At 67.2% G+C, this 26,653-nt stretch carries 22 protein-coding genes; 17 read left to right on the plus strand and 5 right to left on the minus strand.

The window, feature by feature from the left end; genetic code table 11:
* The first annotated feature begins 36 nt into the window (after window positions 1–36).
* Window positions 37–3,501: a transcription-repair coupling factor gene (gene mfd / locus AC5P8Z_RS03100; protein ID WP_286071380.1), complete on the plus strand. Its 3,465-nt coding sequence runs from the start codon at window positions 37–39 to the stop codon at window positions 3,499–3,501.
* Window positions 3,502–3,544: 43 nt separating this feature from the next.
* A complete protein-coding gene (locus AC5P8Z_RS03105) occupies window positions 3,545–4,162 on the plus strand; it encodes an HD-GYP domain-containing protein (protein ID WP_295565622.1) in 618 nt (205 codons plus the stop codon).
* A 349-nt stretch (window positions 4,163–4,511) separates the two neighbouring features.
* Here the strand turns inward: AC5P8Z_RS03105 and AC5P8Z_RS03110 are convergent, their stop codons facing one another.
* Window positions 4,512–6,605 (minus strand): M13 family metallopeptidase, encoded by a 2,094-nt coding sequence (locus AC5P8Z_RS03110; protein ID WP_286071378.1) that lies wholly within the window; start codon window positions 6,603–6,605, stop codon window positions 4,512–4,514.
* A gap of 145 nt (window positions 6,606–6,750) precedes the next feature.
* Window positions 6,751–7,500: a 2,3-diphosphoglycerate-dependent phosphoglycerate mutase gene (gene gpmA / locus AC5P8Z_RS03115; protein WP_005408679.1), complete on the minus strand. Its 750-nt coding sequence runs from the start codon at window positions 7,498–7,500 to the stop codon at window positions 6,751–6,753.
* A gap of 94 nt (window positions 7,501–7,594) precedes the next feature.
* On the opposite strand from gpmA, the gene nfi reads away from it, so the two are divergent.
* Entirely contained in the window at window positions 7,595–8,269 is a 675-nt protein-coding gene (nfi, locus tag AC5P8Z_RS03120; protein ID WP_495228049.1) for a deoxyribonuclease V, read from the plus strand.
* A gap of 236 nt (window positions 8,270–8,505) precedes the next feature.
* On the opposite strand, the gene AC5P8Z_RS03125 is transcribed toward nfi, so the two are convergent.
* Window positions 8,506–9,486 carry a cation diffusion facilitator family transporter gene (locus tag AC5P8Z_RS03125; RefSeq protein ID WP_495228051.1) on the minus strand — a complete coding sequence of 327 codons (981 nt, stop codon included), beginning with the start codon at window positions 9,484–9,486 and terminating at the stop codon, window positions 8,506–8,508.
* 140 nt (window positions 9,487–9,626) lie between these two features.
* Window positions 9,627–11,876 (minus strand): TonB-dependent siderophore receptor, encoded by a 2,250-nt coding sequence (locus AC5P8Z_RS03130; protein WP_495228052.1) that lies wholly within the window; start codon window positions 11,874–11,876, stop codon window positions 9,627–9,629.
* Between the two features lie 287 nt (window positions 11,877–12,163).
* Here AC5P8Z_RS03130 and AC5P8Z_RS03135 point away from each other — a divergent pair, with 287 nt between their 5' ends.
* Window positions 12,164–13,579: a GGDEF domain-containing protein gene (locus AC5P8Z_RS03135; RefSeq protein ID WP_495228053.1), complete on the plus strand. Its 1,416-nt coding sequence runs from the start codon at window positions 12,164–12,166 to the stop codon at window positions 13,577–13,579.
* Window positions 13,580–13,722: 143 nt separating this feature from the next.
* On the opposite strand, the gene AC5P8Z_RS03140 is transcribed toward AC5P8Z_RS03135, so the two are convergent.
* Window positions 13,723–14,940, minus strand: coding sequence for an MFS transporter (locus AC5P8Z_RS03140; RefSeq protein WP_295565618.1), 1,218 nt, complete (start codon window positions 14,938–14,940; stop codon window positions 13,723–13,725).
* A 79-nt stretch (window positions 14,941–15,019) separates the two neighbouring features.
* Here AC5P8Z_RS03140 and AC5P8Z_RS03145 point away from each other — a divergent pair, with 79 nt between their 5' ends.
* From AC5P8Z_RS03145 to AC5P8Z_RS03205, 13 genes are all read left to right on the plus strand, one after another.
* Entirely contained in the window at window positions 15,020–15,469 is a 450-nt protein-coding gene (locus AC5P8Z_RS03145; protein ID WP_295565617.1) for a winged helix-turn-helix transcriptional regulator, read from the plus strand.
* Between the two features lie 73 nt (window positions 15,470–15,542).
* Window positions 15,543–16,670 carry a metallophosphoesterase gene (locus AC5P8Z_RS03150; protein WP_495228056.1) on the plus strand — a complete coding sequence of 376 codons (1,128 nt, stop codon included), beginning with the start codon at window positions 15,543–15,545 and terminating at the stop codon, window positions 16,668–16,670.
* A gap of 132 nt (window positions 16,671–16,802) precedes the next feature.
* Window positions 16,803–17,486 (plus strand): response regulator, encoded by a 684-nt coding sequence (locus AC5P8Z_RS03155; RefSeq protein ID WP_005408670.1) that lies wholly within the window; start codon window positions 16,803–16,805, stop codon window positions 17,484–17,486.
* Window positions 17,483–18,862, plus strand: coding sequence for a sensor histidine kinase (locus AC5P8Z_RS03160; RefSeq protein WP_495228057.1), 1,380 nt, complete (start codon window positions 17,483–17,485; stop codon window positions 18,860–18,862). The genes AC5P8Z_RS03155 and AC5P8Z_RS03160 overlap by 4 nt, the downstream gene beginning before the upstream one ends.
* Before the next feature lie 79 nt (window positions 18,863–18,941).
* Complete coding sequence (locus tag AC5P8Z_RS03165) at window positions 18,942–19,778, plus strand: alpha/beta hydrolase (RefSeq protein ID WP_295565614.1); 837 nt, start codon at window positions 18,942–18,944, stop codon at window positions 19,776–19,778.
* A 1-nt stretch (window position 19,779) separates the two neighbouring features.
* Window positions 19,780–20,139 (plus strand): EamA family transporter, encoded by a 360-nt coding sequence (locus AC5P8Z_RS03170; RefSeq protein ID WP_014646430.1) that lies wholly within the window; start codon window positions 19,780–19,782, stop codon window positions 20,137–20,139.
* The gene (locus AC5P8Z_RS03175; protein WP_049429588.1) at window positions 20,136–20,534 is read left to right on the plus strand and encodes a DMT family transporter; all 399 of its coding nucleotides are present in this window, start codon (window positions 20,136–20,138) and stop codon (window positions 20,532–20,534) included. The genes AC5P8Z_RS03170 and AC5P8Z_RS03175 overlap by 4 nt, the downstream gene beginning before the upstream one ends.
* A 10-nt stretch (window positions 20,535–20,544) precedes the next feature.
* Window positions 20,545–21,747 (plus strand): DegT/DnrJ/EryC1/StrS family aminotransferase, encoded by a 1,203-nt coding sequence (locus tag AC5P8Z_RS03180; protein ID WP_495228059.1) that lies wholly within the window; start codon window positions 20,545–20,547, stop codon window positions 21,745–21,747.
* Between the two features lie 174 nt (window positions 21,748–21,921).
* Window positions 21,922–22,638: an MtnX-like HAD-IB family phosphatase gene (locus AC5P8Z_RS03185; RefSeq protein ID WP_295565612.1), complete on the plus strand. Its 717-nt coding sequence runs from the start codon at window positions 21,922–21,924 to the stop codon at window positions 22,636–22,638.
* Between the two features lie 65 nt (window positions 22,639–22,703).
* Window positions 22,704–24,104, plus strand: a complete 1,401-nt coding sequence (locus AC5P8Z_RS03190) for an aspartate aminotransferase family protein (protein ID WP_495228061.1) — start codon at window positions 22,704–22,706, stop codon at window positions 24,102–24,104.
* Window positions 24,105–24,133: 29 nt separating this feature from the next.
* Entirely contained in the window at window positions 24,134–25,198 is a 1,065-nt protein-coding gene (locus AC5P8Z_RS03195) for a GNAT family N-acetyltransferase (protein WP_495228062.1), read from the plus strand.
* A gap of 3 nt (window positions 25,199–25,201) precedes the next feature.
* Window positions 25,202–26,086 carry an arginase family protein gene (locus AC5P8Z_RS03200; protein ID WP_495228063.1) on the plus strand — a complete coding sequence of 295 codons (885 nt, stop codon included), beginning with the start codon at window positions 25,202–25,204 and terminating at the stop codon, window positions 26,084–26,086.
* Between the two features lie 172 nt (window positions 26,087–26,258).
* Entirely contained in the window at window positions 26,259–26,618 is a 360-nt protein-coding gene (locus AC5P8Z_RS03205) for a bleomycin resistance protein (RefSeq protein ID WP_295565609.1), read from the plus strand.
* The last annotated feature ends 35 nt before the right edge of the window (window positions 26,619–26,653 follow it).

A 26,653-nucleotide genomic window follows, 5' to 3' on the forward strand; every position in this document is an offset into this window, starting at 1 on the left:
GGGCCCGGCGGGGGCTTCTGCTAAAATCCAGGGTCCATGTCGCGTACCTCATACCCCGCCCCGCCGCTGCCGCGTGCCGGCCAGCTCCGCGCCTGGTGGCGCGCCCCCGCCTCGCCGACCGCCCTGGCCTGGTACCTGGCCCAGGCCGCGCGTGCGCACGACGCTCCGCTGCTGGTGATCGCGCGTGACAACCACGGCGCCAACCAGCTCGAAGCCGACCTGCACACCCTGCTCGGCGGCGACCCGGCCCTGCCGGTGGTCGCCTTCCCGGACTGGGAAACCCTGCCCTACGACCGCTTCAGCCCGCATCCGGACATCATCTCGCAGCGTTTGTCCGCCCTGCACCGCCTGCCCACGCTGAAGCGCGGTCTGGTGATCGTGCCGGTGCAGACCCTGCTGCAGCAGCTGGCCCCGCGCAGCTACGTGATCGGTGGCAGCTTCGACCTGAAGGTCGGCCAGCGCCTGGATCTGGAAGCGGAGAAGCGCCGCCTGGAAAGCGCCGGTTACCGCAACGTGCCGCAGGTGATGGACCCCGGTGATTTCGCCGTGCGCGGCGGCCTGCTCGATGTGTTCCCGATGGGCGCCGACGAGCCACTGCGGGTGGAACTGCTGGACGAGGACATCGATTCGATCCGTGCGTTCGACCCGGAAAGCCAGCGTTCGCTGGACAAGGTCGAGGCGGTGCACATGCTGCCCGGCCGCGAAGTGCCGATGGACGAGGCCAGCATCGCCCGCGTGCTGGCCACGCTGCGCGAGCGCTTCGATGTCGATACCCGGCGCAGCGCGCTGTACCAGGACCTGAAGTCCGGGCTGGCCCCGGCCGGCGTCGAGTACTACCTGCCGCTGTTCTTCGAACGCACCGCAACCCTGTTCGACTACCTGCCCGACGGCAGCCTGCCGGTGGTCTGCGCCGGCGCCGGCGAAGCCGCCGAGGCGTTCTGGGCACAGACCGGCGAGCGCTACGAACAGCGCCGCCACGACGTCGAACGGCCGCTGCTGCCGCCGTCGGCGCTGTACCTGTCGCCGGAGCTGCTGCGCGAGCGCCTGAACGACGCCCCACGCATCGAGGTGTGGGCTGCTGACCACGCACGCATCGCCGACGCCCACCCGCTGGGCGACCAGCCGTTGCCGCCGTTGCCGGTGGCCGCGCGCGACGCACCGGCCGGCGATGCACTGAAATCCTTCCTCGGCCACTACCCGGGCCGCGTGCTGATCGCCGCCGATTCGCCCGGCCGCCGCGAAGCCCTGCTGGAAGTGCTGCAGGCCGCCGAGCTGAAACCGCCGGTGGTGGCCGACCTGCCCGCGTTCCTCGCCGACGATGCGCGCTTTGCGATCGCGGTGGCGCCGCTGGAGGATGGCTTCGCGCTGGACGATCCGCGCATTGCGGTGCTGACCGAACGCCAGCTGTTCCCGGAGCGCGCCGGCAGCACCCGTCGCACCCGCCGTGCCGGCCGTGAGCCGGAAGCGATCATCCGCGACCTCGGCGAACTGACCGAGGGCGCACCGATCGTGCATGAGGACCATGGCGTCGGCCGCTACCGGGGCCTGATCGCGATGGACGTCGGCGGCATGCCCGGCGAATTCCTCGAAATCGAATATGCCAAGGGTGACCGGCTGTACGTGCCTGTCGCCCAGCTGCACCTGATCAGCCGCTACTCGGGCGCCTCGGCGGAAACCGCGCCGCTGCATTCGCTGGGTGGCGAGCAGTGGAGCAAGGCCAAGCGCAAGGCCGCCGAGAAGGTACGCGACGTCGCTGCCGAGCTGCTGGAGATCCAGGCCCGTCGCCAGGCGCGTGCCGGCCTGGCGCTGCAGGTGGACCGCGCGATGTACGAACCGTTCGCTGCCGGATTCCCGTTCGAGGAAACGCCCGACCAGCTGGCCGCGATCGACGCCACCCTGCGCGACCTGGCCAGCAGCCAGCCGATGGACCGCGTGGTCTGCGGCGACGTCGGCTTCGGCAAGACCGAAGTGGCCGTGCGCGCCGCCTTTGCTGCGGCCAGTGCCGGCAAACAGGTGGCCGTGCTGGTGCCGACCACGTTGCTGGCCGAACAGCATTACCGCAACTTCCGCGACCGCTTCGCCGATTACCCGCTGAAGGTCGAGGTGCTGTCGCGCTTCAAGACCACCAAGGAAATCAAGGCCGAACTGGAGAAGGTTGCCGCCGGCACCATCGACGTCATCGTCGGTACCCACCGCCTGCTGCAGCCGGACGTGAAGTTCAAGGACCTGGGCATGGTCATCGTCGACGAGGAACAGCGTTTCGGCGTGCGCCAGAAGGAAGCACTGAAGGCGCTGCGCGCCAACGTGCACCTGCTGACGCTGACTGCCACGCCGATCCCGCGCACGCTCAACATGGCCATGGCCGGCCTGCGCGACCTGTCGATCATTGCCACGCCGCCGCCGAACCGGCTGGCGGTGCAGACCTTCATCACCCAGTGGGACAACGCACTGCTGCGCGAAGCCTTCCAGCGCGAGCTGGCGCGCGGTGGCCAGCTGTACTTCCTGCACAACGACGTGGAGAGCATCGGCCGTATGCAGCGCGATCTGTTCGAGCTGGTGCCGGAAGCACGCATCGGCATCGCCCACGGGCAGATGCCGGAGCGCGAGCTGGAAAAGGTGATGCTGGACTTCCAGAAGCAGCGCTTCAACGTGCTGCTGTCGACCACGATCATCGAGTCGGGCATCGACATCCCCAACGCCAACACCATCATCATCAACCGCGCTGACCGCTTCGGCCTGGCCCAGCTGCACCAGCTGCGTGGCCGCGTGGGCCGTTCGCACCACCGTGCCTACGCGTACCTGATCACCCCTGACCGCCGCGCGATCACCCCCGACGCCGAGAAGCGCCTGGAAGCAATCGCCTCGATGGACGAACTGGGCGCTGGCTTCACCCTCGCCACCCACGATCTGGAGATCCGCGGTGCCGGTGAACTGCTCGGCGAGGACCAGAGCGGGCAGATGGCCGAGGTCGGCTTCAGCCTGTATACCGAGCTGCTGGAACGCGCGGTGCGCAGCATCAAGCAGGGCAAGCTGCCCGACCTGGATGCCGGCGAGGAGGTGCGCGGTGCCGAGGTGGAACTGCATGTGCCGGCACTGATCCCGGAAGACTACCTGCCGGACGTGCACACCCGCCTGACCCTGTACAAGCGCATTTCCAGCGCGCGCGACAGCGATGCGCTGCGCGAGCTGCAGGTGGAGATGATCGACCGCTTCGGCCTCCTGCCGGATGCCGCCAAGCACCTGTTCGCCATCGCCGAGCTGAAGCTAAAGGCCAACACGCTGGGCATCCGCAAGCTGGACCTGGGCGAGAACGGTGGCCGCATCGTGTTCGAGTCCAAGCCGAACATCGACCCGATGGCGGTGATCCAGCTGATCCAGAAGCAACCCAATCTCTACGCCATGGAAGGGCCCGACAAGCTGCGCATCAAGCATCCGCTGCCGTTGCCGGAAGACCGCTTCAACGCGGCCCGCGCCCTTCTGACCACCCTCGCCCCGGGTTGATCGCCCCCGAATACCCCGCACCGGCCCCACCCGGTGCGGGCCGATGACCATGTTTCCTGACGCCGTACCCGCCCCCGACCTGCTGCACGCGCAGGCCTGCCTGATCGATGCCCTTTCGATGTCGCTGCAGATGCGCGATGCCTACACCCGCCACCACTGTGACCGCGTCGGCCTGCTCGCGCAGCGTCTGGCCGCCTATTGCGATCTCGACGACGATGCCTGTTCGCAGATCGGCCTGGCCGCGCGTTTCCACGACATCGGCAAGATCGGCATTCCCGACGAGGTGCTGCTGACGCCGCGCCGGCACACCGATGAAGAGCGCACGATCATGCGAGAGCATCCGGTGCGCGGTGAGCACATCTTCCTCGCCACCGGTCGCAGCGATGCCGTACCGGTCGCGCAGCTGATCCGCGCCCATCATGAAGCGTACGATGGCAGTGGCTATCCCGATGGGCTGCGTGGTGACGCGATTCCGTTGGGTTCGCGCATCGTGACCGTCGTCGATGCCTATGACGCGATGACCAGCGTACGTCCCTACCGCGCCGCAATGGAACACGATACTGCGATGCGCATCATCGAAGATCAGTCGGGTGGACTGATCGACCCATACGTGCTGCAGCGCTTTCATAGCATGCTGGCGCGGGAACCGGCACTGGCGTGAGTTTTTCCTGGACGTGAGGTGACGCGTCGGCTGATGTGCCGACCGACTTGCTGGCGGACACGGCGGCTGAGGCGCCGACCGACTTGCCGGTAGAGTCGACTGTTAGTCGACTGCTCTTCCGTCATCTCTCAAAATCCCGCGCTACGCGCGATAGTCGACTAACAGTCGACTCTACCGACCGGGTGTCATCTGCCCGGATGGACGACTGCGCTTCCGTCATCTCTCAAAATCCCGCGCTACGCGCGATAGTCGACCAACGGTCGACTCTACCGACCTGGCGCCATCGTGCCGGCAAGCAGAAGACCCGGCGTTCGCCGGGCCTTCTGCATCACGCATCACGTGCGATCGATTACCAGATCACCACGCGCTTGTCGTCGGCACGCACCATCGCGTCGCCGGCCTTGCACTGGAATGCAGCGGCGTAGGACGGCATGTTCGACGGCGCGCCGTTGGCACGGAAGTTGGCCGGGGCGTGCGGGTCGGTGTTCAGGCGCACGCGCAGCTCACCATCGGTGAAATTGCGGCGCCACACGGTGGCCCAGTTCATGAAGAAGCGCTGGTCCTGGGTATGGCCATCGACTTCGACATTCGCCTTCGGGTCTTCCTTCAGCGCCATCTGCAGCGCATCGTAGGCCACAGTCAGCCCGCCCAGGTCACCGATGTTCTCGCCCAGGGTTAGCTTGCCCTTCACGAACACGCCCGGCACCGACTCGTAGCCGTCGAACTGTGCGACCAGCTGGTCGGTACGCTCGGTGAAGGCCTTGCGGTCGGCGTCGGTCCACCAGTTGTCGAAGTTGCCGTTGGCGGCGAACTGGCTGCCCGAGTCGTCGTAGCCGTGCATCATCTCGTGGCCGATCACCGCGCCGATGCCGCCGTAGTTCAGCGCCGGGTCGGCCTTGGCGTCGAAGAACGGTGCCTGCAGGATCGCCGCAGGGAACACGATCTCGTTCTTGGTGGCGTTGTAGTACGCGTTGACGGTCTGCGGGGTCATGCCCCACTCGGTCTTGTCCACCGGCTTGCCGATCTTGTCCAGCATGTAGCGGTAGTTGAACGCACGCGCCGCCTGCATGTTGCCCAGGTAGCTGTCACCGTTGGTCTGCAGGCCCGCCCAGTCACGCCACTTGTCCGGGTAACCGATCTTCGGGGTGAAGCTGGCCCACTTTTCCAGTGCCTTCTTCTTGGTTTCTTCGCCCATCCACGGCAGCTGCTCCAGACGCACCTTCAGCGCCTGCGACAGGTTTTCCACCAGGTGCTGCATGGCCACCTTGGATTCGGCCGGGAACACGGCGTCGACGTACAGCTGGCCCAGGGCTTCACCCATGCCGCCGTTGACCGACTCCAGCACGCGCTTCCAGCGCGGCTGCATTTCCTTCTGGCCACGCAGGGTGGTGCCGTAGAAATCGAAGTTGGCCTTCTCGAACTGGCTGCTCAGGTACGGCGAGGCATCGTCGATGGTGTGGAAGCGCAGGTACGCCTGCCAAGTGCTGGCCGGCACATCGGCGAGCATCTTGTCCATTTCACCGAAGAAGCCCGGCTGCGCCAGCGAGAACTTCTGCGCGGCCGGCACCTTCAGGGTGTCGAACAGCGCAGTCCAGCTGAAGTTCGGGGTCAGCTTGTCGGCGTCTGCGGCGCTGAGCGGGTTGTAGCGCTTGGCCGGGTCACGCATTTCGATGCGCGACATCGAGGCCTTGGCCAGGCGGGTTTCAAAGGCCATCACAGCCTTGGCCTGCTCGGCGGCCTGTGCAGCGTCCACGCCGGACAGGGTCAGCACCTGGGCGATGTAGGCCACGTAGGCATCGCGGATCTTGGCCTGCGCGTCGTCGAAGTAGTAGCCCTTCTCCGGCAGGCCCAGGCCGCCCTGGCCGACGTAGGCGATGACGTTGGCCGAATCCTTGTAATCAGCATTGGCGAACAGCGAGAACAGCACGCCCTTGCCCTCGGCCTGGCTGTCGCGCAGGTACTGGGTGATGGCGGCGGTATCGTTCAGCGCGGTGATCTTGTCCAGCTGCGGCTGCAGCGGCGCCAGGCCGGCGGCTTCGATCTTGGCTTCGTCGTTGCCGGTCTTCCAGATGTCACCGATCTTGGCTTCCACCGAGCCGGTCTTGGCCTGGCTGGCCGCGGCCTGCTGCACCAGCGCGTGCTGCACTTCCAGCGAGCGCTCGCGCAGGATTTCGAAGCTGCCCCAGGTGGTCTGATCGCCCGGCACCGGGTTGGCCTTCAGCCACTTGCTGTTGACGAAGCCATTGAGGTCGGTACAGGCCGAAATGGCGGGATCGAGGTCGGCGCTGTTGAGCGAAATCAGCGGGGTCTTGATCTGCGACAGGTCGAAGGCCGGCTTGGCGTCGGCACTGGCCGCCGGGGCGGTTTCGTTCTTGCCACAGGCCGCCAGTGAGGCAGCGATGGCGATGGTCAGGCCCAGCGGGACCAGGTTGCGGACGTTCATGAGGCTCTCCAGCAGGTAATTTCACAGGGTAGCCGGGGGAGCGACGCTGGGGACCGGCCAAAGGTCACAGGGACCTGCCCTGTAGCGTCTAGCCATGCTCAACTCTACAAAAAGCGAAGGCCGGCATGCGCCGGCCTTCTGCTTCTTACTTCGCCTTGCCCTGGTTGGCCACGGCTTCGGCGGCCTTGCGCGCCGCTTCCGGGTCGCCCAGGTAGCGGAACGACTGCACCGTCAGGTCGTCGTTCAGTTCGAACAGCAGCGGGATGCCGGTCGGGATGTTCAGCTCGAGGATTTCCTCGCGCGAGACATTGTTGAGGTACTTGTACAGCGCGCGCAGCGAGTTGCCGTGGGCGGTGACCAGCACGGTCTTGCCGTCCTTCAACTGCGGCGCGATCGCGTCGTGCCAGTACGGCAGCACGCGATCCAGAGTGGTGGCCAGCGATTCGGTACCCGGCAGCGCGTTGCGGTCCAGGCCGGCGTAGCGGCGGTCATGGATCGGGTGGCCCGGATCTTCCAGCTCCATCGGCGGCGGCGGGATGTCGTACGAACGGCGCCACACCTTGACCTGCTCCTCGCCGTGCTTGGCGGCGGTCTCGGCCTTGTCCAGGCCCTGCAGGCCGCCGTAGTGGCGCTCATTGAGGCGCCAGGACTTGTTCACCGGCAGCCAGTCCTGCTCCAGCTCGGCCAGCGCACCCTGCAGGGTGTGGATGGCGCGCTTCAGTACGGAGGTATGGGCGACGTCGAACTGCAGGCCTTCCTCGCGCATCAGGCGACCGGCGGCGGCCGCTTCCCGGCGCCCCTGCTCGGTCAGGTCGACATCGACCCAGCCGGTGAAGCGGTTGTCCAGGTTCCACTGGCTCTGGCCATGGCGCAACAGTACGAGTTTACGGGTCACTGCAGGGTCTCCAACGCGAGGAAAGGCAGGCCGCCATTGTAGCCCCGGCTGCCGCTCACCGGGCCGTGGCGCCGCGCATGCGATGCTGCAGCCAATGAATACGGTGATCGACCCCGGGCGCTGGGAAGGCAGCGTCGCCGCTGCCCGCGCGCAGCAGACCCAGCTTGCCAGCCGCGTGGAGCGCCAGGACCGCCTGCCCAAAGACGTGCGCTGGCTGGCCGGCCTGGATGTGGGCTTCGAGGACAACGGTGCCACCACCCGCGCCGCAGCGGTCATGCTGGATGCGAAGACATTGCAGCCCCTGGCGCAGGAAATAGCGCGCATTCCCACGGTGATGCCGTACATCCCCGGCCTGCTCAGCTTCCGCGAGCTGCCAGCGTTGTTGGCCGCGCTGGCACTGCTGCCACGCACACCGGATCTGGTGTTCGTCGACGGCCACGGCATCAGCCATCCGCGCCGGCTGGGCGTGGCCGCGCATCTGGGTGTTGTCACCAACCTGCCGAGCATCGGTGTAGCCAAGTCGAAGCTGGTGGGCCAGTTCATCGAGCCGGGCGCCGAAGTGGGCGCGCATACGCCACTGCTGGACGGCGATGAGCAGCTGGGCTGGGTGCTGCGCAGCAAGGTGCGCTGCAAGCCGCTGTTCGTGGCCGGTGGCCATCGGGTCAGTGCCGATTCCGCGCTGGATTGGGTTCAGCGCACGCTGCGTGGCTATCGGCTGCCGGAGCCGACCCGGCTGGCGGATCGGCTGGCTTCACGTCGGGACGAATGACCGCTGCCGGCCTGGACGGATGCAGCCTGAGGGGTCGCGTCGGGACGATTGGGTAGCGTCGACTGTCAGTTGACTCACGCGCGCAGCACGGGCTTTGTCCCGACTTCGCGGAAGAGCAGTCGACTAACAGTCGACTCTACCCAGGCGGATTCGCCCGTCCGGTTTCGTCCAAGCGGTTTCACCCGATCGGTTTCGCCCGTCAGCCTTCGCTCGAACCACGGGCCCGCACTTCCCATTCAACGATGCACGTGACCGCGATGGCCCTGCGCATCCTCGCCGTGGTCGTGACCCTCATGGCCTTCGTGCTCACCGCCCTTGATCGGCGCCGGCTCACCGCAGGCTTCGCCGCAGTGGTCGGCCTCGATCTGCAACGTCACATGCTCGATGCCGAAATCATCATGCAGGCGACCACCCAGTTCACGGCGCAGCGCATCGGCGTCGGTGCCGTCGCGCATCACGATGTGCGCGGTCAGCGCAGGCGTGCTGGACGCCAGCGCCCATACATGGAGGTCATGCACATCGAGTACCGCGTCGTGCCCCGACAGGCTGTCGCGTACCTTGGCCACGTCCATGCCCTTGGGCACGCCTTCCAGCAGCACGTTGATCGCCTCGCGCATCAGCACCCAGGTGCGCGGCAGCACCCACAGGCCGATCAGTACCGCCAGGATCGGGTCGATCGGCTTCCAGCCGGTGAAGTGGATCAGCACCGCACCGGCGATCACCGCCACCGAACCGAGCATGTCGGCCCACACTTCCAGGTAGGCGCCCTTCACGTTGAGGCTCTCGCCGCTGCCGGCCTGCAGCAGGCGCATCGAGATCAGGTTGATGACCAGGCCGGCCGAGGCGATCACCAGCATGCCGGTGGAGGCGATCTCCTGCGGCTTGCTGAAGCGCCCGACGGCTTCCCACAGGATGTAGCCGGCAACCACGAACAGCATCGCGCCGTTGAACATCGCGCCCAGCGCTTCCAGGCGTGCATAGCCGTAGGTGCGGCGCGCATCCGGCGGGCGCCGGCTCAGCCGCACCGCGATCAGCGCGATCATCAGCGCCAGTGCATCGGTGGCCATGTGGGCCGCGTCGGACAGCAGCGCCAGGCTGTTGGTCCAGAACGCGCCCACCACCTCGACAACGAGGAAGGTGCAGGTCAGGCCGAGCGCCCACCACAAGGGTTTCTCATGGCGGATCTCGGATGGCAGGTGATCGTGGTCGTGGCCCATGGCAACAGCTCCTTTGCGATGGAGGCAGGCTACGCTGGCGGCCGTGGGGAAACTATCACGGTATTTATAACATTGCAGAATCCACGACCCACCGATGACGCGGGGCATGGCGACCGAAGAGGAACGACGCCGGCCTGGGGTCAGAACCCGAATCGCAGGCTGGCCCAGTACGCGCGTCCCGGCTCGTTATAGGTCGCCGCACCAGCATCGCTGCTGTTGGCCTCGCGGAACAGGCGCTTGTCGGCCAGGTTGTTCACACCGAAACCGAAGCTGACCGTATCGGTCACCTTGTAGCGCGCGCTCACGCCCCAGATGTTGTAGGCGCCGCGATCCTGCAGCGCCACCGACGGATCGCACGTGCCGGTGCAGCGCGGGTCGTTGTTGATGTTGGTGGTGGCCGGTTCCTGCTTGCCGTAGAACGTACCGGTCAGCAGCAGCGACAGCTTGTCGGTGGCCTGCCAGTCCAGCATGGTGTTGACGGTGTACTTCGGGATCACCGACAGCGGCTGGCGCGTGGTCTTGTTCTCGTTCTCGACCATGTAGGTGAAGTTGTTGCTCCACTTCAGGCGGCTGCCCTGCTCACCCAGCAGCGGGATCACCAGGTTGCCTTCCAGCCCCTGCACGATCGCCTTGGGTGCGTTCTCCCAGCGGAAGATGCGGCCGCGGCCATCGGCGGTCAGGCCGATCTGGTCGTAGCCGGCCTGGATCTTGTCCTTGTAGTCGTTGTGGAAGTAGGTCAACGACGCCTGCCAGCCGCTCTGCGGCGACCACTCGATGCCCAGTTCCTTGTTCAGGCTGGTTTCCGCCTTCAGGTCCGCGTTGCCGCGCATGTAGCAGCCGGCGCCCAGGCTCGGCAGTGCATTCGGGCAACCGTTGCCGCGGGTGTAGTACAGATAGTCCGGATTCGACTGGTACAGGTTCGGTGCCTTGAACGCACGCGCGATACCGCCCTTCACCACCCAGTCGCTGTTGATGCGGAACTGAACATTGAGGCTGGGGCTGGTGTTGTTGCCGAACTGGCTGTGGTGGTCGAAGCGCAGGCCCGGAGTGACGATCCAGCGCTCACCCAGGTAGATGTTGTCTTCCACGAATACGGCGGTGGTCTGCGCATCGGCCTTGCCGCGGGCACGGTCGGCCGACAGCCCCGGGAAGCCGCCGCCGCTGCTGCTGGACTGGCTCATCGAGTAAGGATCGGTCAGGCGGCTGTCGAGGTATTCAAAGCCCAGCGTCCAGATGTTCTCGGCCCCGCCCAGCGTGGTCGGGAAGCTGACTTCACCGTCCAGCTGGTAATTGCGCAGGCGCGAGGTCGACCAGTCGGTGCCGTTGAAGCTGCCCTCCGGGCCACCGGCCAGGCCTTCGTTGATGCGCGAGTTGTTCACCGCTTCCACCGCAGCCGTCACCCGCGAGGTCACGTCGCCCCAACGGCCACGATGGGTGATCGCGCCGCTGTTGCGGTACATGCGGTTGGTCTCTGCTTCGCCTTCAGCCAGTGCCGCGAGGTCAACGCCGGTCGAGGTACCGGTGGTGCTGACCGCACGGTCGCCGGCATAGATGTTGCCCTGGCGGCTGGTGCCGGCTTCGAACTCGACCACCTGGTTGGCGGTCACGTCCCAGCGCAGCAGCGCGTTGACGTCGCGGTTCTTGACGCCCTCGCGGCCGGCCGGCGGTACCGCGTTCGGGTTGGTGGCGTACCGTCGGTTGAGGTCCAGCGAATCGGCGTCGGTCTTGTTGAGGTTGCCGTACAGGCGGAACGACAGGGTGTCGGTCATCGGGCCACTCAACTGCAGGCCGACGCGCTCGCTGCCGCCTTCGGCACTGTGCTCGGGCACAAGACCGTACAGATCGACTGCACCGGTCAGGTCGCCGGTCGGGCGCTTGGTAATGATGTTGACCACGCCGCCCGAGGCACCGGAGCCGTAGCGCGCTGCCGCCGGGCCGCGCAGCACTTCGATGCGCTCGATCATCTCCGCCGGCACCCAGTTGGTGTCGCCGCGCGTGTTGCGCTCGCCGCTGCGGCCCATGCGCACGGCGTCACGTGCGCCGATGCGTTTGCCGTCGACCAGGATCAGGGTGTTTTCCGGCCCCATGCCGCGCAGATCGATCTGGCGGTTGTTGCCGTACTGGCCCGAGGCGCTGTTGCCGGTGAGGTTGACGCCCGGCATGGTGCGCAGGAGTTCGGCGATGTCGTTGGCCGGTGGGCGCTTGGCGATGTCCTCGGCAGTGATGGTCGATGTACCCAGTGCCTGGCGGGCGATCTGCGAGGCGGTGACATGCACCGTGTCGATATCGGTGGCGTCGGTTTCAGCCCGGGCGGTCAGGGCGCTGCCCGCCAGCAGGGCGGCAACGGCGAGCGCCAGCGGGCGCGGCGAAAGGACAACGGCAGGAGACATGATCTGGACCTTCTGGCAGGGCAACGGGGCCTCTGGCAAAGGGCTTGAGGCAACGACGAGGGGGAGGCGGACCGTCGCTGCAGGGCGCCTGCGGCCCGATCCGTGCGTGCATTCTCCCATCAATGCGAGTGATTCTCAAATGCGTTCACTCATTGCCGCAGCGGCGCACGTGTGCTTCGCGCACCGTGCAACCCTGCACCGCGCGTAAACTGCCCGGCTACCCCGCCATCAACCGCACGCCATCGCGGCCGATACCCGTGGTTTGCCGTACGCAGTCAGAGATCGACGTGGAAACACCCCAACTGGATGAAGCCAGCCAGCCGCTGGCCGAGGCGTGGCAGCACTGCCTGCAGCAGGCCGGCCCTGCCGCCACCGCCCAGCTGCGCGCGGCCGCCGCGGACGCACCACCGGCGCTGGCCCAGCGCTTCTATGAAGTCCTGCTGCAGGATGGCCGCGCACGCCCCTTCCTGTCCCACGAGCAGGTCAAGCAACGCCTGCAACCGGCCATGCAGCGCTGGCTGGTGCAGCTGCTGACCACCGACGCCGCCGACATCGCCGCCACCGTCGCCTCACAGCGGGTGATCGGCGACGTGCATGCGCGGGTTGGCATCCCGGTCGATCTGGTGACCCGTGGCGCGCGCGTGCTCAAACACGAGCTGTTCGTCCGCCTGCGCGACGATGCACCGGACAGCGCCACTGCCTTCGCCGCCATCGACTGCCTCAGTGCGATCATGGACATCGCCATGGAAGGCATGACCCTGGCCTACACGCACGCGCGCGAACGCTCCAGCCGTGCCGATGCGGCGTACCGGCTGTTCTCGCTGGTGCAGAACGTCAGCACCGAACGCGAGCGCCAGCGCGCGTTGCTGCTGGACTGGGAAAACGCCCTGCTCTACGCGCTGGCCGGTCATGTGCAGGGCAGCGACAGCGCCAGCCTGGCCACCTCCGAGTTCGGCCTGTGGTTCACCCACAAGGGAATCCCCAGCTTCGGCGAAAGCAGCGAAACCCAGCAGGTAGGCCGGCTGATGGCGCGCATCGACGGCTGCCTGCAGCGCGCCGCGCTCGATGACCCTGCGCAGCGCCTGGCGACATTGCCGTCGATCCGCGAGGATCTCGCCAGCATTCGCACCCTGATGACGCTGCTGTTCGAACGCATCGGCGAGCTCGATGCCGGCAGCGACGCACTGACCAACCTGCTCAACCGACGCTTCCTGCCCACCGTGCTGCGCCGGGAAATCGAGCTGGCCACGCGCAATCGCACGCCCTTCTCGCTGCTGCTGCTCGATCTGGACCATTTCAAGGCGATCAACGACGGCCACGGCCACGATGCCGGCGACCGAGCGTTGCAGCACGTGGCTGGCCTGCTGGGGCAGCTGACACGCGGCAGCGACTATCTGTTCCGCTATGGCGGCGAAGAATTCGTGGTGGTGCTGGTCGCGGCCAGTGAATCCCAGGCGGAAGTGATTGCCGAAAGCCTGCGCCGGCAGATCGCGCAGTCGCCGGTGGCGCTGGCCAACGGGCAGGTATTGGCCTTGACTGCCAGCATCGGTGTGGCCGGTCACGATGGTCATCCGGATTACGAGCGGTTGATGGCGCGTGCCGATGCCGCGATGTACGAGGCCAAGCGCAGCGGCCGCAACCGCGTGGTGGTGGCCAGCGACGCGTTGCAGGACGCTCCGGGGCGGCGGGCATTGCAGCGGTGAACCGACAAAAATGCAAATTCCCGATGGTGGTGGATTCGACGGTTGGTCGACTACCGCGCAGCGCGGGGTTTTTTGCGGGCTGGCGGAAAAACAGTCGACTAACAGTCGACTCTACCAACAGTCGACTCTACCGACAGCCGACGCTACCGACAGTCGACTCTGCCGCTTCGCACCGCGGCCGATGCAGTGAACGCCGCCACTCGCCACACGGCCCACCACAGCAGCGCCAGCAAGGCGATGCCAGCGCCCAGCATGCAGACCGCCGGCCAGCCATGGCGCGCCTGCATCCAGGGCCCGCCCGCCGCGCCTGCACCGCTGCCCACGGCATAGAACAGCATGTACAGCGCCACCAGGCGACCATGCTGTTCGCCCGGCGCGCGCAGCAGCAGGGCCTGGTTCGCTACATGCAGCGCCTGCCCACCAAGATCCAGCACCACCACGCCCAGCAGCAATAGCGCCAGCGACTGCGGCAGGCCCAGCAGCGGCCACCACGCGGCAAACATCAGCAGCAGCGCGCCGAGACTGACGCGATGTGCAAATCCACGGTCCATCCAATGCCCGACCCGCGCCGCAAGCAGTGCACCCACCACGCCCGCCAGGCCCAGTGCACCGATTGCCGCGGTCGACCAGTGCAATGGCGGTGACGACAAAGGCAGCGGTGCCGCCGCCCAGAACACATTGAGGCCGGCAAACAACAGCAGTGCCAGCGGTCCACGCTCGCGCAGCGTGCGATCAGTACGCAACATGCCCCACATGGAGCCCAGCAGATCGCGCCAGCGCGGCGGAAGCGCTGGCACCGGCAGCGCGGGCAGGCGCCGCCACAGCAGCAGCGCCAGCACCGCTGTCACGCTGGCAGACAGCAGATAGACGGCGCGCCAGCCCAGCGCGGAGGCCACCCCACCCGATACAACGCGTGCCAGCAGCAGGCCGATGAACACCCCGCCCTGCACGGCGCCGACCACGCGCCCGCGCTGCTCGACCGGCGCCAACGTCGCGGTGTACGCAATCAGGCCCTGGGTGAGTGCAGTGCCAAGCAAGCCGGCCAGCAGCATGCCCGACAGCAGCCAGCCGGCAGTGCGCGCAGCCGCCAGCCACAGCACCGCCGCCACCAGCGCCAGCAGCTGCAACCGCAGCAGGCGGCGACGATCACCGCGGTCGGCCAATGGCAGCAATCCCAGCAAGGCCAGCACGCTGCCGGCCTGGGTCGCCGCCACCACCGCGCCCGCCGCAGCCCGATCCAGTGCGAAGGCCTGCGCCAGCTGATCCAGCAGCGGCTGTGCGTAATAGACGTTGGCAACGCTGGCACCGGCGGCAACCGCGAGCAGCACCTGCAGGGAACGGGGAACGGGGGTGGCGCCCATGAATGTGGTTTCATTTTGCAACTTGGTGCAGGTTAGTTATATTGGTTTTAAACTGCAACCACCTTCAGCGGAACCTGCCATGCACGCCAACAGCCCCTGCCCTGTCGCCCGCAGCGCCGACCTGCTCGGTGACCGTTGGGCGCTGCTGGTGATCCGCGACGCGTTCGACGGCATCACCCGCTTCAGCGACTTCCAGCGCAGCCTTGGTGCTGCACGCAACATCCTCAGCGACCGCCTGCGCAGGCTGGCCGATGCCGGCATCCTGCAGCTGCAACCGGCCTCCGACGGTTCGGCCTACCAGGAATACGTGCTCACCGCCGCCGGACTGGAACTGTTTCCGCTGCTGGTCGCGCTGCGCCAGTGGGGCGAGCGCCATTGCTTCGAGGCCGGTGAGCCCCATTCACAACTGATCGAATCGGGTACGCGGCGGCCCGTGCCCTACATGCAGCCGCACGGCCGAAACGGCGAGCCGCTGCAGGCCACCCACACCCACGTGCGCAAGCTCAAGGATGCTGGCGGCGGGGCCTGACCCGCCCATTCGCGCACACCCGTGAACGCCAGCGCCGGGTAGCATCGGATCTTTCCGCTGCCGGATGCCGCCGATGTCGCGCTGTCACCCTTCCCTGCTGACCGCCCTGCTGCTGCCACTGTTGGCCTGCGCGGCCGGAACCACACAGGCCCGCGAGGTCGCTGCACCGGCTGACCACGTACAGGCCGATGGCCCCTATGTGTTCCGCAACGGCGAGCAGTTGCAGGCGAAGTGGATCTGTGCGGACAAGGTCGAGTCGCGCACCCTGCCCATCAGCACGGCGGGGACCGATATCGAAGCACGCTGCGGCTATGAGCACACTGTGCACGTGGCCGCACCCAATGCCGCCGCGGTCGCCGTACTGCCGGCGGTCCCTCGCATCGTCGCGCTGTCCGACATCCACGGCCAGTACGGGCTGCTGGTGCGCCTGCTGCGCGCCAACAAGGTGATCGACGCACAGGACCGCTGGGCGCTGGGCACCGACACCCTGGTCATCGCCGGCGATGTGTTCGACCGCGGCCCACAGGTGACCGAAGCGTTCTGGCTGCTGTACGGCCTGCAGCAGCAGGCGGCGGCCGTCGGTGGCGCGGTGCACTTCGTGCTCGGCAACCACGAAACCATGGTGCTGTACGACGACCTGCGCTATGTCAACCCGAAGTACCTGCGCAGCGCCCAGCTGCTCGGCCGCAGCTACCCGCAGCTGTACGGTCCCGATTCGGTGATCGGCCAGTGGCTGCGTACCCGCCCGGTACTGCTGAAGATCGGTGACACCCTGTTCCTGCACGGCGGCATCTCGCCCGAAGCCGTCCAGCTGGCGCTGGACCCGGCACGCACCAACGCGGCCTACCAGGCCTCGCTGGGCCTGCCCAAGGCCGAGGTGAAGGCCGACCCGGCCACCGCGCCGCTGTATGACGGCAAGACCAGCCCGATCTGGTACCGCGGCTATTTCGATGGCCGCCTCGACACCGCCGGGGTGCAGAGCGTGCTCGACCGCCTGCAGCTCACGCGCATCGTGGTCGGCCACACCTCGATGCCGCACGTCAGCAGCTTCCATGGCGACCGCGTGATCGCCATCGACAGCAGCATCAAGAACGGCGAGAACGGCGAACTGCTGTTCATCGAGCATGGCACGCTCAGCCGTGGCCTGCTGGACGGTTCGCGGGTACCGCTGGCGCAGGGCGAGCCCGGCCTGAAGGACTGAATGGAGGGACAGCGCGACCGCACCCGGCGACGCCGCCGCGCTCCACCTTCACCCGGTTTGCGGCTACCCTCGGCAGCCGAGAGGCCCACCGCGTCCATCCGGTGGGCCTGACCGTGACAGGAGACCCCGCGCATGCGCGTTCTGATTGCTGAAGACGACCCGGACATTGCCTCCGGCCTGTGCGCCTCGCTGCGCCGGCAGGGACACGTGGTCGACCACGTCGACAATGGCGCGCACGCCGACGCCGCGCTGGGCTCGACCCAGTACGCACTGCTGGTGCTGGACCTGGGCCTGCCGCAGCTGGATGGCCGCGACGTGCTGCAGCGCCTGCGCCAGCGCGGTGATGGCCTGGCCGTGCTGGTGGTGACCGCCCGCGACGGCCTGGCCGAACGCGTGCGCGTGCTCGACCTGGGGGCCGACGACTACCTGGTCAAGCCGTTCGCACTGGACGAATTCGAAGCGCGCGTGCGCGCCCAGCTGCGCCGGGTTACCAGCAATGGCAACCCGGACCTGCGCATCGGCCGCCTGCGCATCGACCTGGCCGGGCATCGGGTATGGATCGACGACCAGTCGCTGGAACTGACCGCGCGCGAGTTCGGCCTGCTGTCGGCGCTGGCGGTACGCGCCGAGCGCATCGTGTCGCGCGCGCAACTGGTGGAAGCACTGTGCGACTGGGGCCAGGACCTGACCGACAACGGCCTGGACATCGCCCTCCACCGCCTGCGCCGCAAGCTGCAGCCCGGCGGGATGGGCATCCGCACCGTGCGCGGGCTGGGCTACATGCTGGAAGACGCGCAGGACGACAGCACCCCGTGATCAGTGGACCGCCCAGCCTGCGCCGGCGCCTGCTCGCCTTCCTGGCGCTGCCGATGCTGGGCCTGCTCATCTTCAACACGATCCTGGCCTACTACGTTGCGTTGGACTATTCCAACCGCATCCACGACCGCAACCTGGTCGACGACACGCACTCGTTCGCGCAGATGCTCAGCACCATGCCGGTGACCAGCGACCTGTCTCCGCAAGCGCGCTTCCTCATTGAGTACGACCCCGACGGCCATCGTTATTTCAACGTCGACAGCAGCCGCAAGGGCACCCTCAGCGGCAATGCCGACTTCAGCCCCTACGCGCCCTCGCAGGACTGCACCGGCGTTCACCCTGCGCTGTACGACGGAACCCTCAACGGCCAGCAGGTCCGCATGGCCACGGTCTGCACCCAGGCGATGAACGATCCGCAGGACCAGCTGGCGGTGACCGTGGCCGAGAGCATGGCCGACCGCCGCCAGCGTGCGCGTGAGATCCTGATGATCATCATCCCGCTGATGACCATGCTGGCGCTGGGCACCGCCGCGCTGGTCTGGTTCGGCGTGACCTACGGCCTGCGCATCCTGACCCCGCTGAGGACCCGCCTGGCGCAGCGCCGCGGCGAACTGGCGCCGATCTCCGATGCCGACGTGCCGGAGGAGATCCAGCCGTTGATCAGCACCATCGACGATCTGTTCGCGCGCCAGGCGGAAATGATCACCCTGCAGAACCGCTTCATCGCCGATGCGGCGCACCAGCTGCGTTCGCCATTGGCGGGCATGGCCCTGCACGTGGACCAGGCGCTGGCGCACGGCGACCCGGACACGGTGCGCGAAGCGCTGCAGCATATCCGCCGGCTCAACCAGCGCACCGCGCGGGTCAGCACCCAGCTGCTGGCGCTGAGCCGGGCACAGACCGTGCCGGAAACGGTCGAGGCATTGGATCTGGGCGTTCTGGTACCGCAGTGGGTCGGCATGCGGGTACCGGAAGCGATCCGTGATGGCATCGATCTGGGCTACCGCGGCAGCCCCGATCCGCTGCGTGTACTCGGCAACGGCGCCATGCTGCAGGAGGCGCTGGACAACCTGATCGACAACGCCCTTCGTTATGCCGGCCGCAATGCGACTGTCACGGTGGGCGTGCATGCGCTGGACGACAATGATGTCGAACTGTATGTGGAAGACAACGGTCCCGGCGTGCCCGACGACGTGATGCCACGACTGGGCGAGCGCTTCTTCCGGGCGCCGGGCACCGCTGCCAGCGGCACCGGCCTCGGCCTGGCCATCGCTCATGAGGCAGTGGAGCACTTCGGCGGTCGCCTGAGCTTCCTCAACCGCCCCGGCGGTGGGCTGAAGGTCGCCATCACGCTGCCGCTGCTGAAGGGCCCCTGACCCGGCCCGGGGCGCTGAAAGGCTGGTGAAAATCGCGCTTGCGATCCTGCCATTCCCACTGCCGTCCCGGAGCCGCCAGGTGACCGAATCGCACGACTTCTTCCTCCCCGGTGGCCCGCAGGGCGTGCTGCTGGTCCATGGCCTGACCGGCACCCCGGCGGAAATGCGCATGCTGGGCAAGGGGTTGAACAACGCGGGTTTCACCGTGCACGGTGTGCAGCTGCCCGGCCACTGCGGCACCGTGGATGACCTGCTGGCGACCACCTGGGAACAGTGGTACCAGGGCGTGGAAGATGCGGCGGCCAGCCTGCGCGGCAAGGTCGACCAGCTGTTCGTGGGCGGCCTGTCGATGGGCGCGGTGCTGTCGCTGGCGTTGGCCGCACGACGCCCGGAATGGGTGTCCGGCGTCGGCGTGTATGGCGCCACGTTCCGCTACGACGGCTGGAACATCCCAGCCGTGGCCCGCCTGTCGTTCCTGCTGCCATGGTTCAAGCGCTTCAACATCGGCCGCGACCGCATGTTCATGGAAGAACCGCCGTACGGCCTGCGTGACGAGCGCCTGCGTGCGCAGGTCAGCGCCGCCATGCTCTCCGGCGACAGCGCCGCCGCTGGCCTGCCGGGCAACCCCTGGCACGCACTGGCCGAAATGCGTGCGCTGAGCCACTGGACCCGCCGCCACCTGCACCAGGTCACCGCGCCCTGCCTTGTGATGCACGCCCGCGAGGACGACGTGGCCAGCATCGGCAATGCCGAACTGGTGATGTCGCGGGTCAGCGGCCCGAAGGAACTGGTGGTGCTGGAAGACAGCTACCACATGATCACCATCGACCGCGAACGCCGCGACGTGATCCGCCGCAGCGCACGCTTCTTCACCGAGATCGGCGAACGCAACGGCGTGCTCAAGGCGGTGGCCTGAAATGGGGGCGCTCGCCACGCTGCTGTGGCTGGCCAATGTCGTGCTCGATACCGGTGGCCAGCTTGCTTTCAAGGCCGCGGCCAGCGACCCGCAGGACGGCGAAGGGCTGCAGCGCTGGAAACACATGCTCAGCCGGCCGTGGCTGTGGATCGGCATCGCCTGCTACGTGCTTGAGTTCGTCGCCTGGATCGCGTTCCTGTCGCTGGTGCCGCTGTCCAAGGGCGTGCTGCTGGGCTCGATCAACATCGTCGCGCTGATGATCGCCGGCCGCATTCTGTTCCGCGAAAAACTCACGCCGTTGCGGGTGACCGGCATGCTGCTGGTCACCGCAGGCGTGGCGGTGGTTGGGGCCGGCTCATGAGGCGCCTGTATGTGATCGGCTTCCCGCTGCTGATGGCCTTCGACACATTGGCGCAGCTGTGCTTCAAGTACGCCGGTGATGCCGCGTTGCCGGTCGAGGCCAACACCGCATGGCTGCTGCGCGTACTGTCGCAGCCGTGGGTGTACGGCGCCATCCTCGGCTACGTCGGTGCATTCTTCACCTGGATGAGCCTGCTGCGGCATGCGCCGATCGGCCCCGCGTTCGCGGCCTCGCACCTGGAAGTGATCAGCGTGCTGCTGCTGTCGGCCTGGCTGTTGAACGAACCGCTGACCCTGCATCACCTGGTCGGCGCGGTCCTGATCGTGGCCGGCATCGTCTGCCTGGGGCGCGCCGAAGCGGACGATCCGCACAGTCCTGCCGAAAGTACTGCATGAGCGCGTTGCGATGAACCTGTTCGCGCGCGAGCTGCCGCCCACCGCCGGCCTGCCGATGCAGGCCAGCGACTTCCTTCCCGGCGGTGGCGACCTGCGCGCGATCCTGGCCAGCCAGCTCGGCACGCCGCCGCTGCAGTTGACCTGTTCCGGCACGAACGCGCTGCTGATCGCCCTGCGCACCCTGCGCAAGCGCGCACCCAAGCGCGACACCGTGATCCTGCCGGCCTACACCTGCCCGCTGGTGCCAATCGCGGTCCACAGCCTGGGCTTGCGCGTGCAGTTGTGCGATACCCGCCCCGGCCACTTCGACTTCGATCCCGGTCAGCTCAGCCGCCTGGCCGATGCACGCACGCTGGCGATCCTGCCCACCCATCTGGGCGGTCGCATCGCCGATGTCGAGCGGGCCTGCGAGGTTGCACGCGGCGCCGGTGCCTGGGTGATCGAGGATGCCGCGCAGGCGCTCGGCGCACGGGTCGGCAACACCAGTGTCGGCCTGCGCGGCGATATCGGATTCTTCAGTCTGGCCGCCGGCAAGGGCCTGAGCCTGCACGAAGGCGGCCTGCTGGTCAGCCGCGATGACGAGCTGCGTGCCGCGCTGGCCGCACATGCCGCCGAACAGGTGCCCTTCAGCCTGCGCTGGGAACTGCTGCGCAGTGTGCAACTGCTCGGCCTGGCCGCCTGTTATCGGCCATCGCTCCTATCGCTGGTGTACGGAAATCCGCTGCGCGGTGCGTTGCAGCGTGGCGACCTGGAAGAAGCGGTCGGTGACATCTTCCCGCTGGAGATTCCGCAGCACCGGGTCAGCCAGTGGCGGCAGAACATCGGTGCCCATGCCGCGCGGCGGTTGCCTGCCTTCCTGCAGGCAGGTCGCCTGCGTGCATTGCAGCTGCGCGTGCAGCTGGCACAGCTGCCGGCGGTCGAGGTGGTCGACGGAATGCCGGGTACCGGCGGCACCTGGCCGATGCTGATGCTGCTGCTGCCCAGCCAAGAAGCCCGCGATGCCGTGCTGAAAGACCTTTGGCCACGCGGTCTCGGCGCCAGCCGCATGTTCATCCATGCCCTGCCCGACTACGCCTACCTTCGCGGCATCGTGCCGGCCGCCGAAGTGTCCAACGCGCGCGACTTCGCCGCACGCATGCTGACCCTTGGCAACAGCGCCTGGCAAACCCGTGAAGAGACGGCCGAAATACTGCAGGCCCTGGCCCGCGCCTGACCCGCACGCGCAGGCGTGGCCTGCCCTCCGCGCATTCATCCATGCACCTTCCTGAATGCTTTCCCAGCCCGTCAGAAGAGCCTTTCAACAGGAAAGGAACGAGAAAGGCGGCCTGCCTACATTGAGCCTGCCCCGGCATCGTGCCGGACGCTTCTTTCATCGACGGACCTGCCCATGCACTGGAGCATCCTGTGTGACTTCGACGGCACCATCAGCCTCGAAGATGTCATCGACTCGCTGCTGGAGAAGTACGGCCAGCCGGGCTGGCAGGCGCTGGAAGACCAGTGGAAGGCCGGAAAGATCGGCTCGCGCGAATGCATGCAGGGCCAGGTGCGGCTGCTGAAGCTGGACCCGGCCACGCTCGATGCGCACCTGGACCAGGTGCAGATCGATCCCGGCTTCATCGCCTTCGTCGCCCGCGCCGAGCAGCTGGGCCTGCCGCTGCGCATCGTCAGCGATGGCCTGGACTATGCGATCCACCGGATCCTCGCCAACCATGGCCTGTCGCGGCTGCCGGTGGTGGCCAACCACCTGCGCTGGTGCGAAGACCACTGGGAACTGGAATCACCCTACCAGGCCGAAGGCTGCCGCAGCGGTACCTGCAAGTGCACCTGCGCCGCGCAGGCACGCGCCAACGAAGCACCGCGCGTGCTGATGATCGGCGACGGCAGCTCGGATTTCTGCGTGTCCGAAGATGCCGACTTCGTATTCGCCAAGCGCCGCCTGATCACCCATTGCACGAATGCCGGCATCGAGCATGCCGCCATCGATACCTTCCACGATGCAGTCGCGCTGTTGCCGCGCCTGCTCGATGGCAGCCTGCTGCAGCCACGTCGCATCGACGCCAGCCCGCAGCCCGCCGCACTGCCCCTGCTGCTGGCCACCGCCTGAGCACTCCCTTCCAGCCGCGCTCCCCCGTTGCTCCCTTTCGAACGTCCTTCACGGAACCGAACTGCATGAACATTTTTGACAAGAACGCCGACGCAGCTGCCTCCGACGCGCAGCTGCTGGCCGACGAAGCCCGCTACAGCTCCTTCGGCGACACCGTCCACTACGTCGACCCGCCCAAGATTTTCCAGCGCGGCGAAGGCAGCTACATGTTCGACGGTGCGGGCGTGCCCTACCTCGACCTGCAGATGTGGTACTCGGCCTGCAACTTCGGCTACAGCAACAAGCGCCTGAACGATGCACTGAAGGACCAGATCGACACCCTGCCGCAGGTTGCCAGCCAGTACCTGCACCCGACCCGCGTGCAGCTGGCCAAGACCATTGCCGTGGACATGCACGAGAAGTTCGGCCTCGATGGCCGCGTGCACTTCAACGTCGGCGGCGCGCAGGCCATCGAGGATTCGCTGAAGATCGTGCGCAACGCGCGCGGCGGCAAGAGCCTGATGTTCGCCTTTGAAGGTGGCTACCACGGCCGTACCCTCGGTGCCTCGTCGATCACCTCCAGCTACCGCTACCGCCGCCGCTACGGCCACTTCGGCGAGCGTGCGATGTTCATCCCGTTCCCGTATCCCTTCCGTCGCCCGAAGGGCATGACCCCGGACGAGTATTCCGACCACTGCGTGTGGCAGTTCGAGCGCCTGTTCGAAAGCGAGTACAACGGCGTGTGGGATCCCAAGGTCGGCCAGGCCGAGTACGCCGCGTTCTACGTCGAGCCGATCCAGGGCACCGGCGGCTACGTCATTCCGCCGCGCAACTTCTTCACCGGCCTCAAGCGCGTGCTGGACAAGTACGGCATCCTGATGGTCGTCGATGAAATCCAGATGGGCTTCTGGCGCACCGGCAAGCTGTGGTCGATCGAGCACTTCGGTGTCACCCCGGACGTGCTGGTGTTCGGCAAGGCGCTGACCAACGGCCTGAACCCGCTGTCGGGCCTGTGGGCACGCGAAGAGCTGATCAACCCCACCGTGTTCCCGCCGGGCTCCACCCATTCCACCTTCAACTCCAACCCGCTGGGCACCCGCCTGGGCCTGGAAGTGCTGAAGCTGGGCAAGGAAATGGACTACGAGCGCACCGTGCCGGAGAAGGGCGCGTACTTCCTCGACGGCCTGCGTGGCCTGCAGAAGCGCCACCCGGAAATCGGCGACGTCGACGGCCTGGGCCTGGCCCTGCGCGCGGAAATCTGCCAGGCCGACGGCTACACCCCCAACAAGGAAATGCTGGACCGCATGGTCGACATCGGCCTGGCCGGTGACCTGCTGCATGACGGCAAGCGCATGGGCCTCGTGCTGGACGTGGGCGGCTGGTACAAGAACGTGATCACCTTCGCGCCGTCGCTGGACATCAGCTACGAAGAGATCGACCTGGCGATCACCCTGCTTGACCAGGCGCTGACCAAGGCCAAGGGCTGAGGTCGAATGCGCTGCCGGTTCCCGTGCCGATGGAAATGACGCCACGTGCATCCAGCACCGCGCTGGAACCGGCTGCGCTGCTGGAAGGCTTCCTGGTCCACCCGCCGCTCGGTTTCGAGGCAGGTCGCCTTCCCAGCGGCCTGCCGACCTTCCGTGCACCGCTCGACCTGACCACCACGATGGACGACGAACTGCGCGGCAGGCTGCTCGGCCTGCCGCTGTCGCGCCTGTGGCGGCCGTGGATCACCTGGAAGACGCGCTTCGTCGGTGCGACCAGCACCGAGTACACCCCGCTGCCGGCACACGTCGCGCCGGAGGCGCTGGCCGAGGACGTGACGCGTCACGCGATCGGCGATACCCGGCTGCTGGTGGTGAAGGATCTGGCCATCGATTCACCGTTGCTGGACGACGCGGCCAATGCGCACAGCGCTGCCTTCCTGCAGGCATTGCTGGCGCGCGGCTTCGTTGAACTGGAAGGCATGCCCCTGGCCTGGGTGGCGATCGATTTCGACTCGATCGACGGCTATCTCGGCCGCCTGTCGTCCTCGCGCCGCAAGAACATCCGGCGCAAGCTGCGCTCGCGCGATGAGCTGCAGATCGACTGCATCGCCACCGGTGATCCGGCCCTGGCCGACCCGCAGCTGCAGGCCGAGCTGTATGCGCTGTACCTGGGCGTGTATGCGCAGAGCGCGGTGCATTTCGACCAGCTCGACCTGCCCTACTTCCAGCACCTGCTGGCCGACAGCCTGGGCCAGGGACGCATGTTCCTGTACCGCCACCAGGGCCAGCTGATCGGCTGGAACCTGTGCTACGTGCATGCCGGCAAGCTCGTGGACAAGTACATCGGCCTGGCCTACCCGCAGTCGCGCGAGCACAACCTGTACGCCGTCAGCTGGATGCACAACCTCGAGTACGCCTTGCAGCACGGCCTGAGCCACTATGTGGCCGGCTGGACCGACTCGCGCATCAAGGCCGAGCTGGGCGCCCGCTTCACCTCCACCCGGCATGCGATCCACGCACGTTCCCCGCTGCTGCGTGCCGCCCTGCGCCGGCTGGCCCCCTACCTGCAGGGCGAACCTGATGGAGGCGGCTGAGCGATGCTGGTGCGTTCCCCGCTGATCCTCGACCTGGACGGTGGCGTGCTGCCACTGCCGCAGGCACAGACCCTGGCACTGCCGCAGTGGCACGACCCGCTGCGCTTCGCCTGCAGCAACGCCACCCTGGATCGCTTCGGCGCTGAAGTCCTGGCATCGCTGCCTGCGCAACACGGCACGGTGATGCTCGGCAGCGGCGACTTCCACCATCTCAGCCTGCCGCTGCTGCGCCGCATGCGCGGGCAAGCCCCGTTCCAGCTGGTGGTGCTGGACAACCATCCGGACAACATGCGTTTTCCGTTCGGCATGCACTGCGGTTCGTGGGTGAACGCCGCCAGCAAGCTGCCGCAGATCTCGCACATCCATGTCCTCGGCATCACCTCCAGCGACATCGGCCTCGGCCATGCCTGGGAGAACCACTGGCGCCCGCTGCTGGGTGGCCGCCTGACGTACTGGTGCATGGACGTGGATGTCGGCTGGGGCCATCGCCTCGGCATGGGCCACGCGTTCCGCCGCTTCGAGCACCCTGAAGCGCTGGTGGCCGCGTTCGCTGCCGAACAGGCCAAGTCGCCACAACCCACCTACCTGTCCATCGACAAGGACGTGTTTGCCGAGGACGTGGCGCGCAGCAACTGGGACCAGGGCCGGTTCCAGCTGGAGGACGCGCTGGTGGTGATCGAGGCACTGCGCGCCGGCGGCCTGGTCGGCAGTGACATCACCGGCGAAGTGTCGCTGGCCAACTACCAGAGCCGCTTCAAGCGCTGGCTGTCGTCGCTGGATGGCCAGCCGGACATCAGCGCCAATGATCTTCCTGCCTGGCAGGCCCGGCACCAGCAGGTGAACCGCGAACTGCTTGCGGCGATGGCTTCGGTGCCGATTGCCGGTTGACCGCTGGCCGGCAATGCCAACCGAGGTTGGCAACCACCAGAGCCGGGTAGAGCCGAGCCCCCGCTCGGCTGGCGCCTTCTGTAGAGTCGAGCCATGCTCGACTGAGGGGACCGCGAACAGCAGCCGAGCATGGCTCGGCTCTACACTGGGCTCCCACCCCGGAGCCACCGCCATGCCCCAGACCGTCATCCCGCAACTGCGCATGCGCCACGCCGACACCACCCTCCCCTTCTACGTGCAGGGGCTGGGCTTCGTGGTCGACTGGGAACACCGCTTCGAACCCGGCTTGCCGCTGTTCGCCCAGCTCACCCGCGATGGCCAGACGATCTTCCTCACCGAGCACAACGGCGACTGTGAGGTGGGCGGCGCGGTGTACTTCATCGTCGAGGATGTCGACGCCCTGCACCGTGCCTTCAGCGCCGCAAACGTGCCGATCGAACAGCCGCCGCATGACACCGAGTGGGGCAGCCGCGAGATGCTGCTGCGCGACCCCGACGGCAACCGGCTGCGCTTTGCCACCCACGTGGACTGAACGACACCGGCTTGAGAGGAATATACGAAACATAT

This window comes from Stenotrophomonas sp. YJH_SMC_17 (genome assembly GCF_059371655.1).

What these genes read in the sequence shown, in the direction of transcription:
- AC5P8Z_RS03105 (WP_295565622.1), top strand. Translation starts at nt 3,545, where the DNA reads ATGACCATGTTTCCTGACGCCGTACCCGCCCCCGACCTGCTGCACGCG.
- mfd (WP_286071380.1), top strand. Translation starts at nt 37, where the DNA reads ATGTCGCGTACCTCATACCCCGCCCCGCCGCTGCCGCGTGCCGGCCAG.
- AC5P8Z_RS03125 (WP_495228051.1), bottom strand. Translation starts at nt 9,486, where the DNA reads ATGGGCCACGACCACGATCACCTGCCATCCGAGATCCGCCATGAGAAA.
- AC5P8Z_RS03110 (WP_286071378.1), bottom strand. Translation starts at nt 6,605, where the DNA reads ATGAACGTCCGCAACCTGGTCCCGCTGGGCCTGACCATCGCCATCGCT.
- AC5P8Z_RS03205 (WP_295565609.1), top strand. Translation starts at nt 26,259, where the DNA reads ATGCCCCAGACCGTCATCCCGCAACTGCGCATGCGCCACGCCGACACC.
- AC5P8Z_RS03175 (WP_049429588.1), top strand. Translation starts at nt 20,136, where the DNA reads ATGAGGCGCCTGTATGTGATCGGCTTCCCGCTGCTGATGGCCTTCGAC.
- AC5P8Z_RS03195 (WP_495228062.1), top strand. Translation starts at nt 24,134, where the DNA reads ATGGAAATGACGCCACGTGCATCCAGCACCGCGCTGGAACCGGCTGCG.
- AC5P8Z_RS03150 (WP_495228056.1), top strand. Translation starts at nt 15,543, where the DNA reads ATGTCGCGCTGTCACCCTTCCCTGCTGACCGCCCTGCTGCTGCCACTG.
- nfi (WP_495228049.1), top strand. Translation starts at nt 7,595, where the DNA reads ATGAATACGGTGATCGACCCCGGGCGCTGGGAAGGCAGCGTCGCCGCT.
- AC5P8Z_RS03145 (WP_295565617.1), top strand. Translation starts at nt 15,020, where the DNA reads ATGCACGCCAACAGCCCCTGCCCTGTCGCCCGCAGCGCCGACCTGCTC.
- AC5P8Z_RS03170 (WP_014646430.1), top strand. Translation starts at nt 19,780, where the DNA reads ATGGGGGCGCTCGCCACGCTGCTGTGGCTGGCCAATGTCGTGCTCGAT.
- AC5P8Z_RS03180 (WP_495228059.1), top strand. Translation starts at nt 20,545, where the DNA reads ATGAACCTGTTCGCGCGCGAGCTGCCGCCCACCGCCGGCCTGCCGATG.
- AC5P8Z_RS03190 (WP_495228061.1), top strand. Translation starts at nt 22,704, where the DNA reads ATGAACATTTTTGACAAGAACGCCGACGCAGCTGCCTCCGACGCGCAG.
- AC5P8Z_RS03140 (WP_295565618.1), bottom strand. Translation starts at nt 14,940, where the DNA reads ATGGGCGCCACCCCCGTTCCCCGTTCCCTGCAGGTGCTGCTCGCGGTT.
- AC5P8Z_RS03155 (WP_005408670.1), top strand. Translation starts at nt 16,803, where the DNA reads ATGCGCGTTCTGATTGCTGAAGACGACCCGGACATTGCCTCCGGCCTG.
- AC5P8Z_RS03130 (WP_495228052.1), bottom strand. Translation starts at nt 11,876, where the DNA reads ATGTCTCCTGCCGTTGTCCTTTCGCCGCGCCCGCTGGCGCTCGCCGTT.
- AC5P8Z_RS03200 (WP_495228063.1), top strand. Translation starts at nt 25,202, where the DNA reads ATGCTGGTGCGTTCCCCGCTGATCCTCGACCTGGACGGTGGCGTGCTG.
- AC5P8Z_RS03185 (WP_295565612.1), top strand. Translation starts at nt 21,922, where the DNA reads ATGCACTGGAGCATCCTGTGTGACTTCGACGGCACCATCAGCCTCGAA.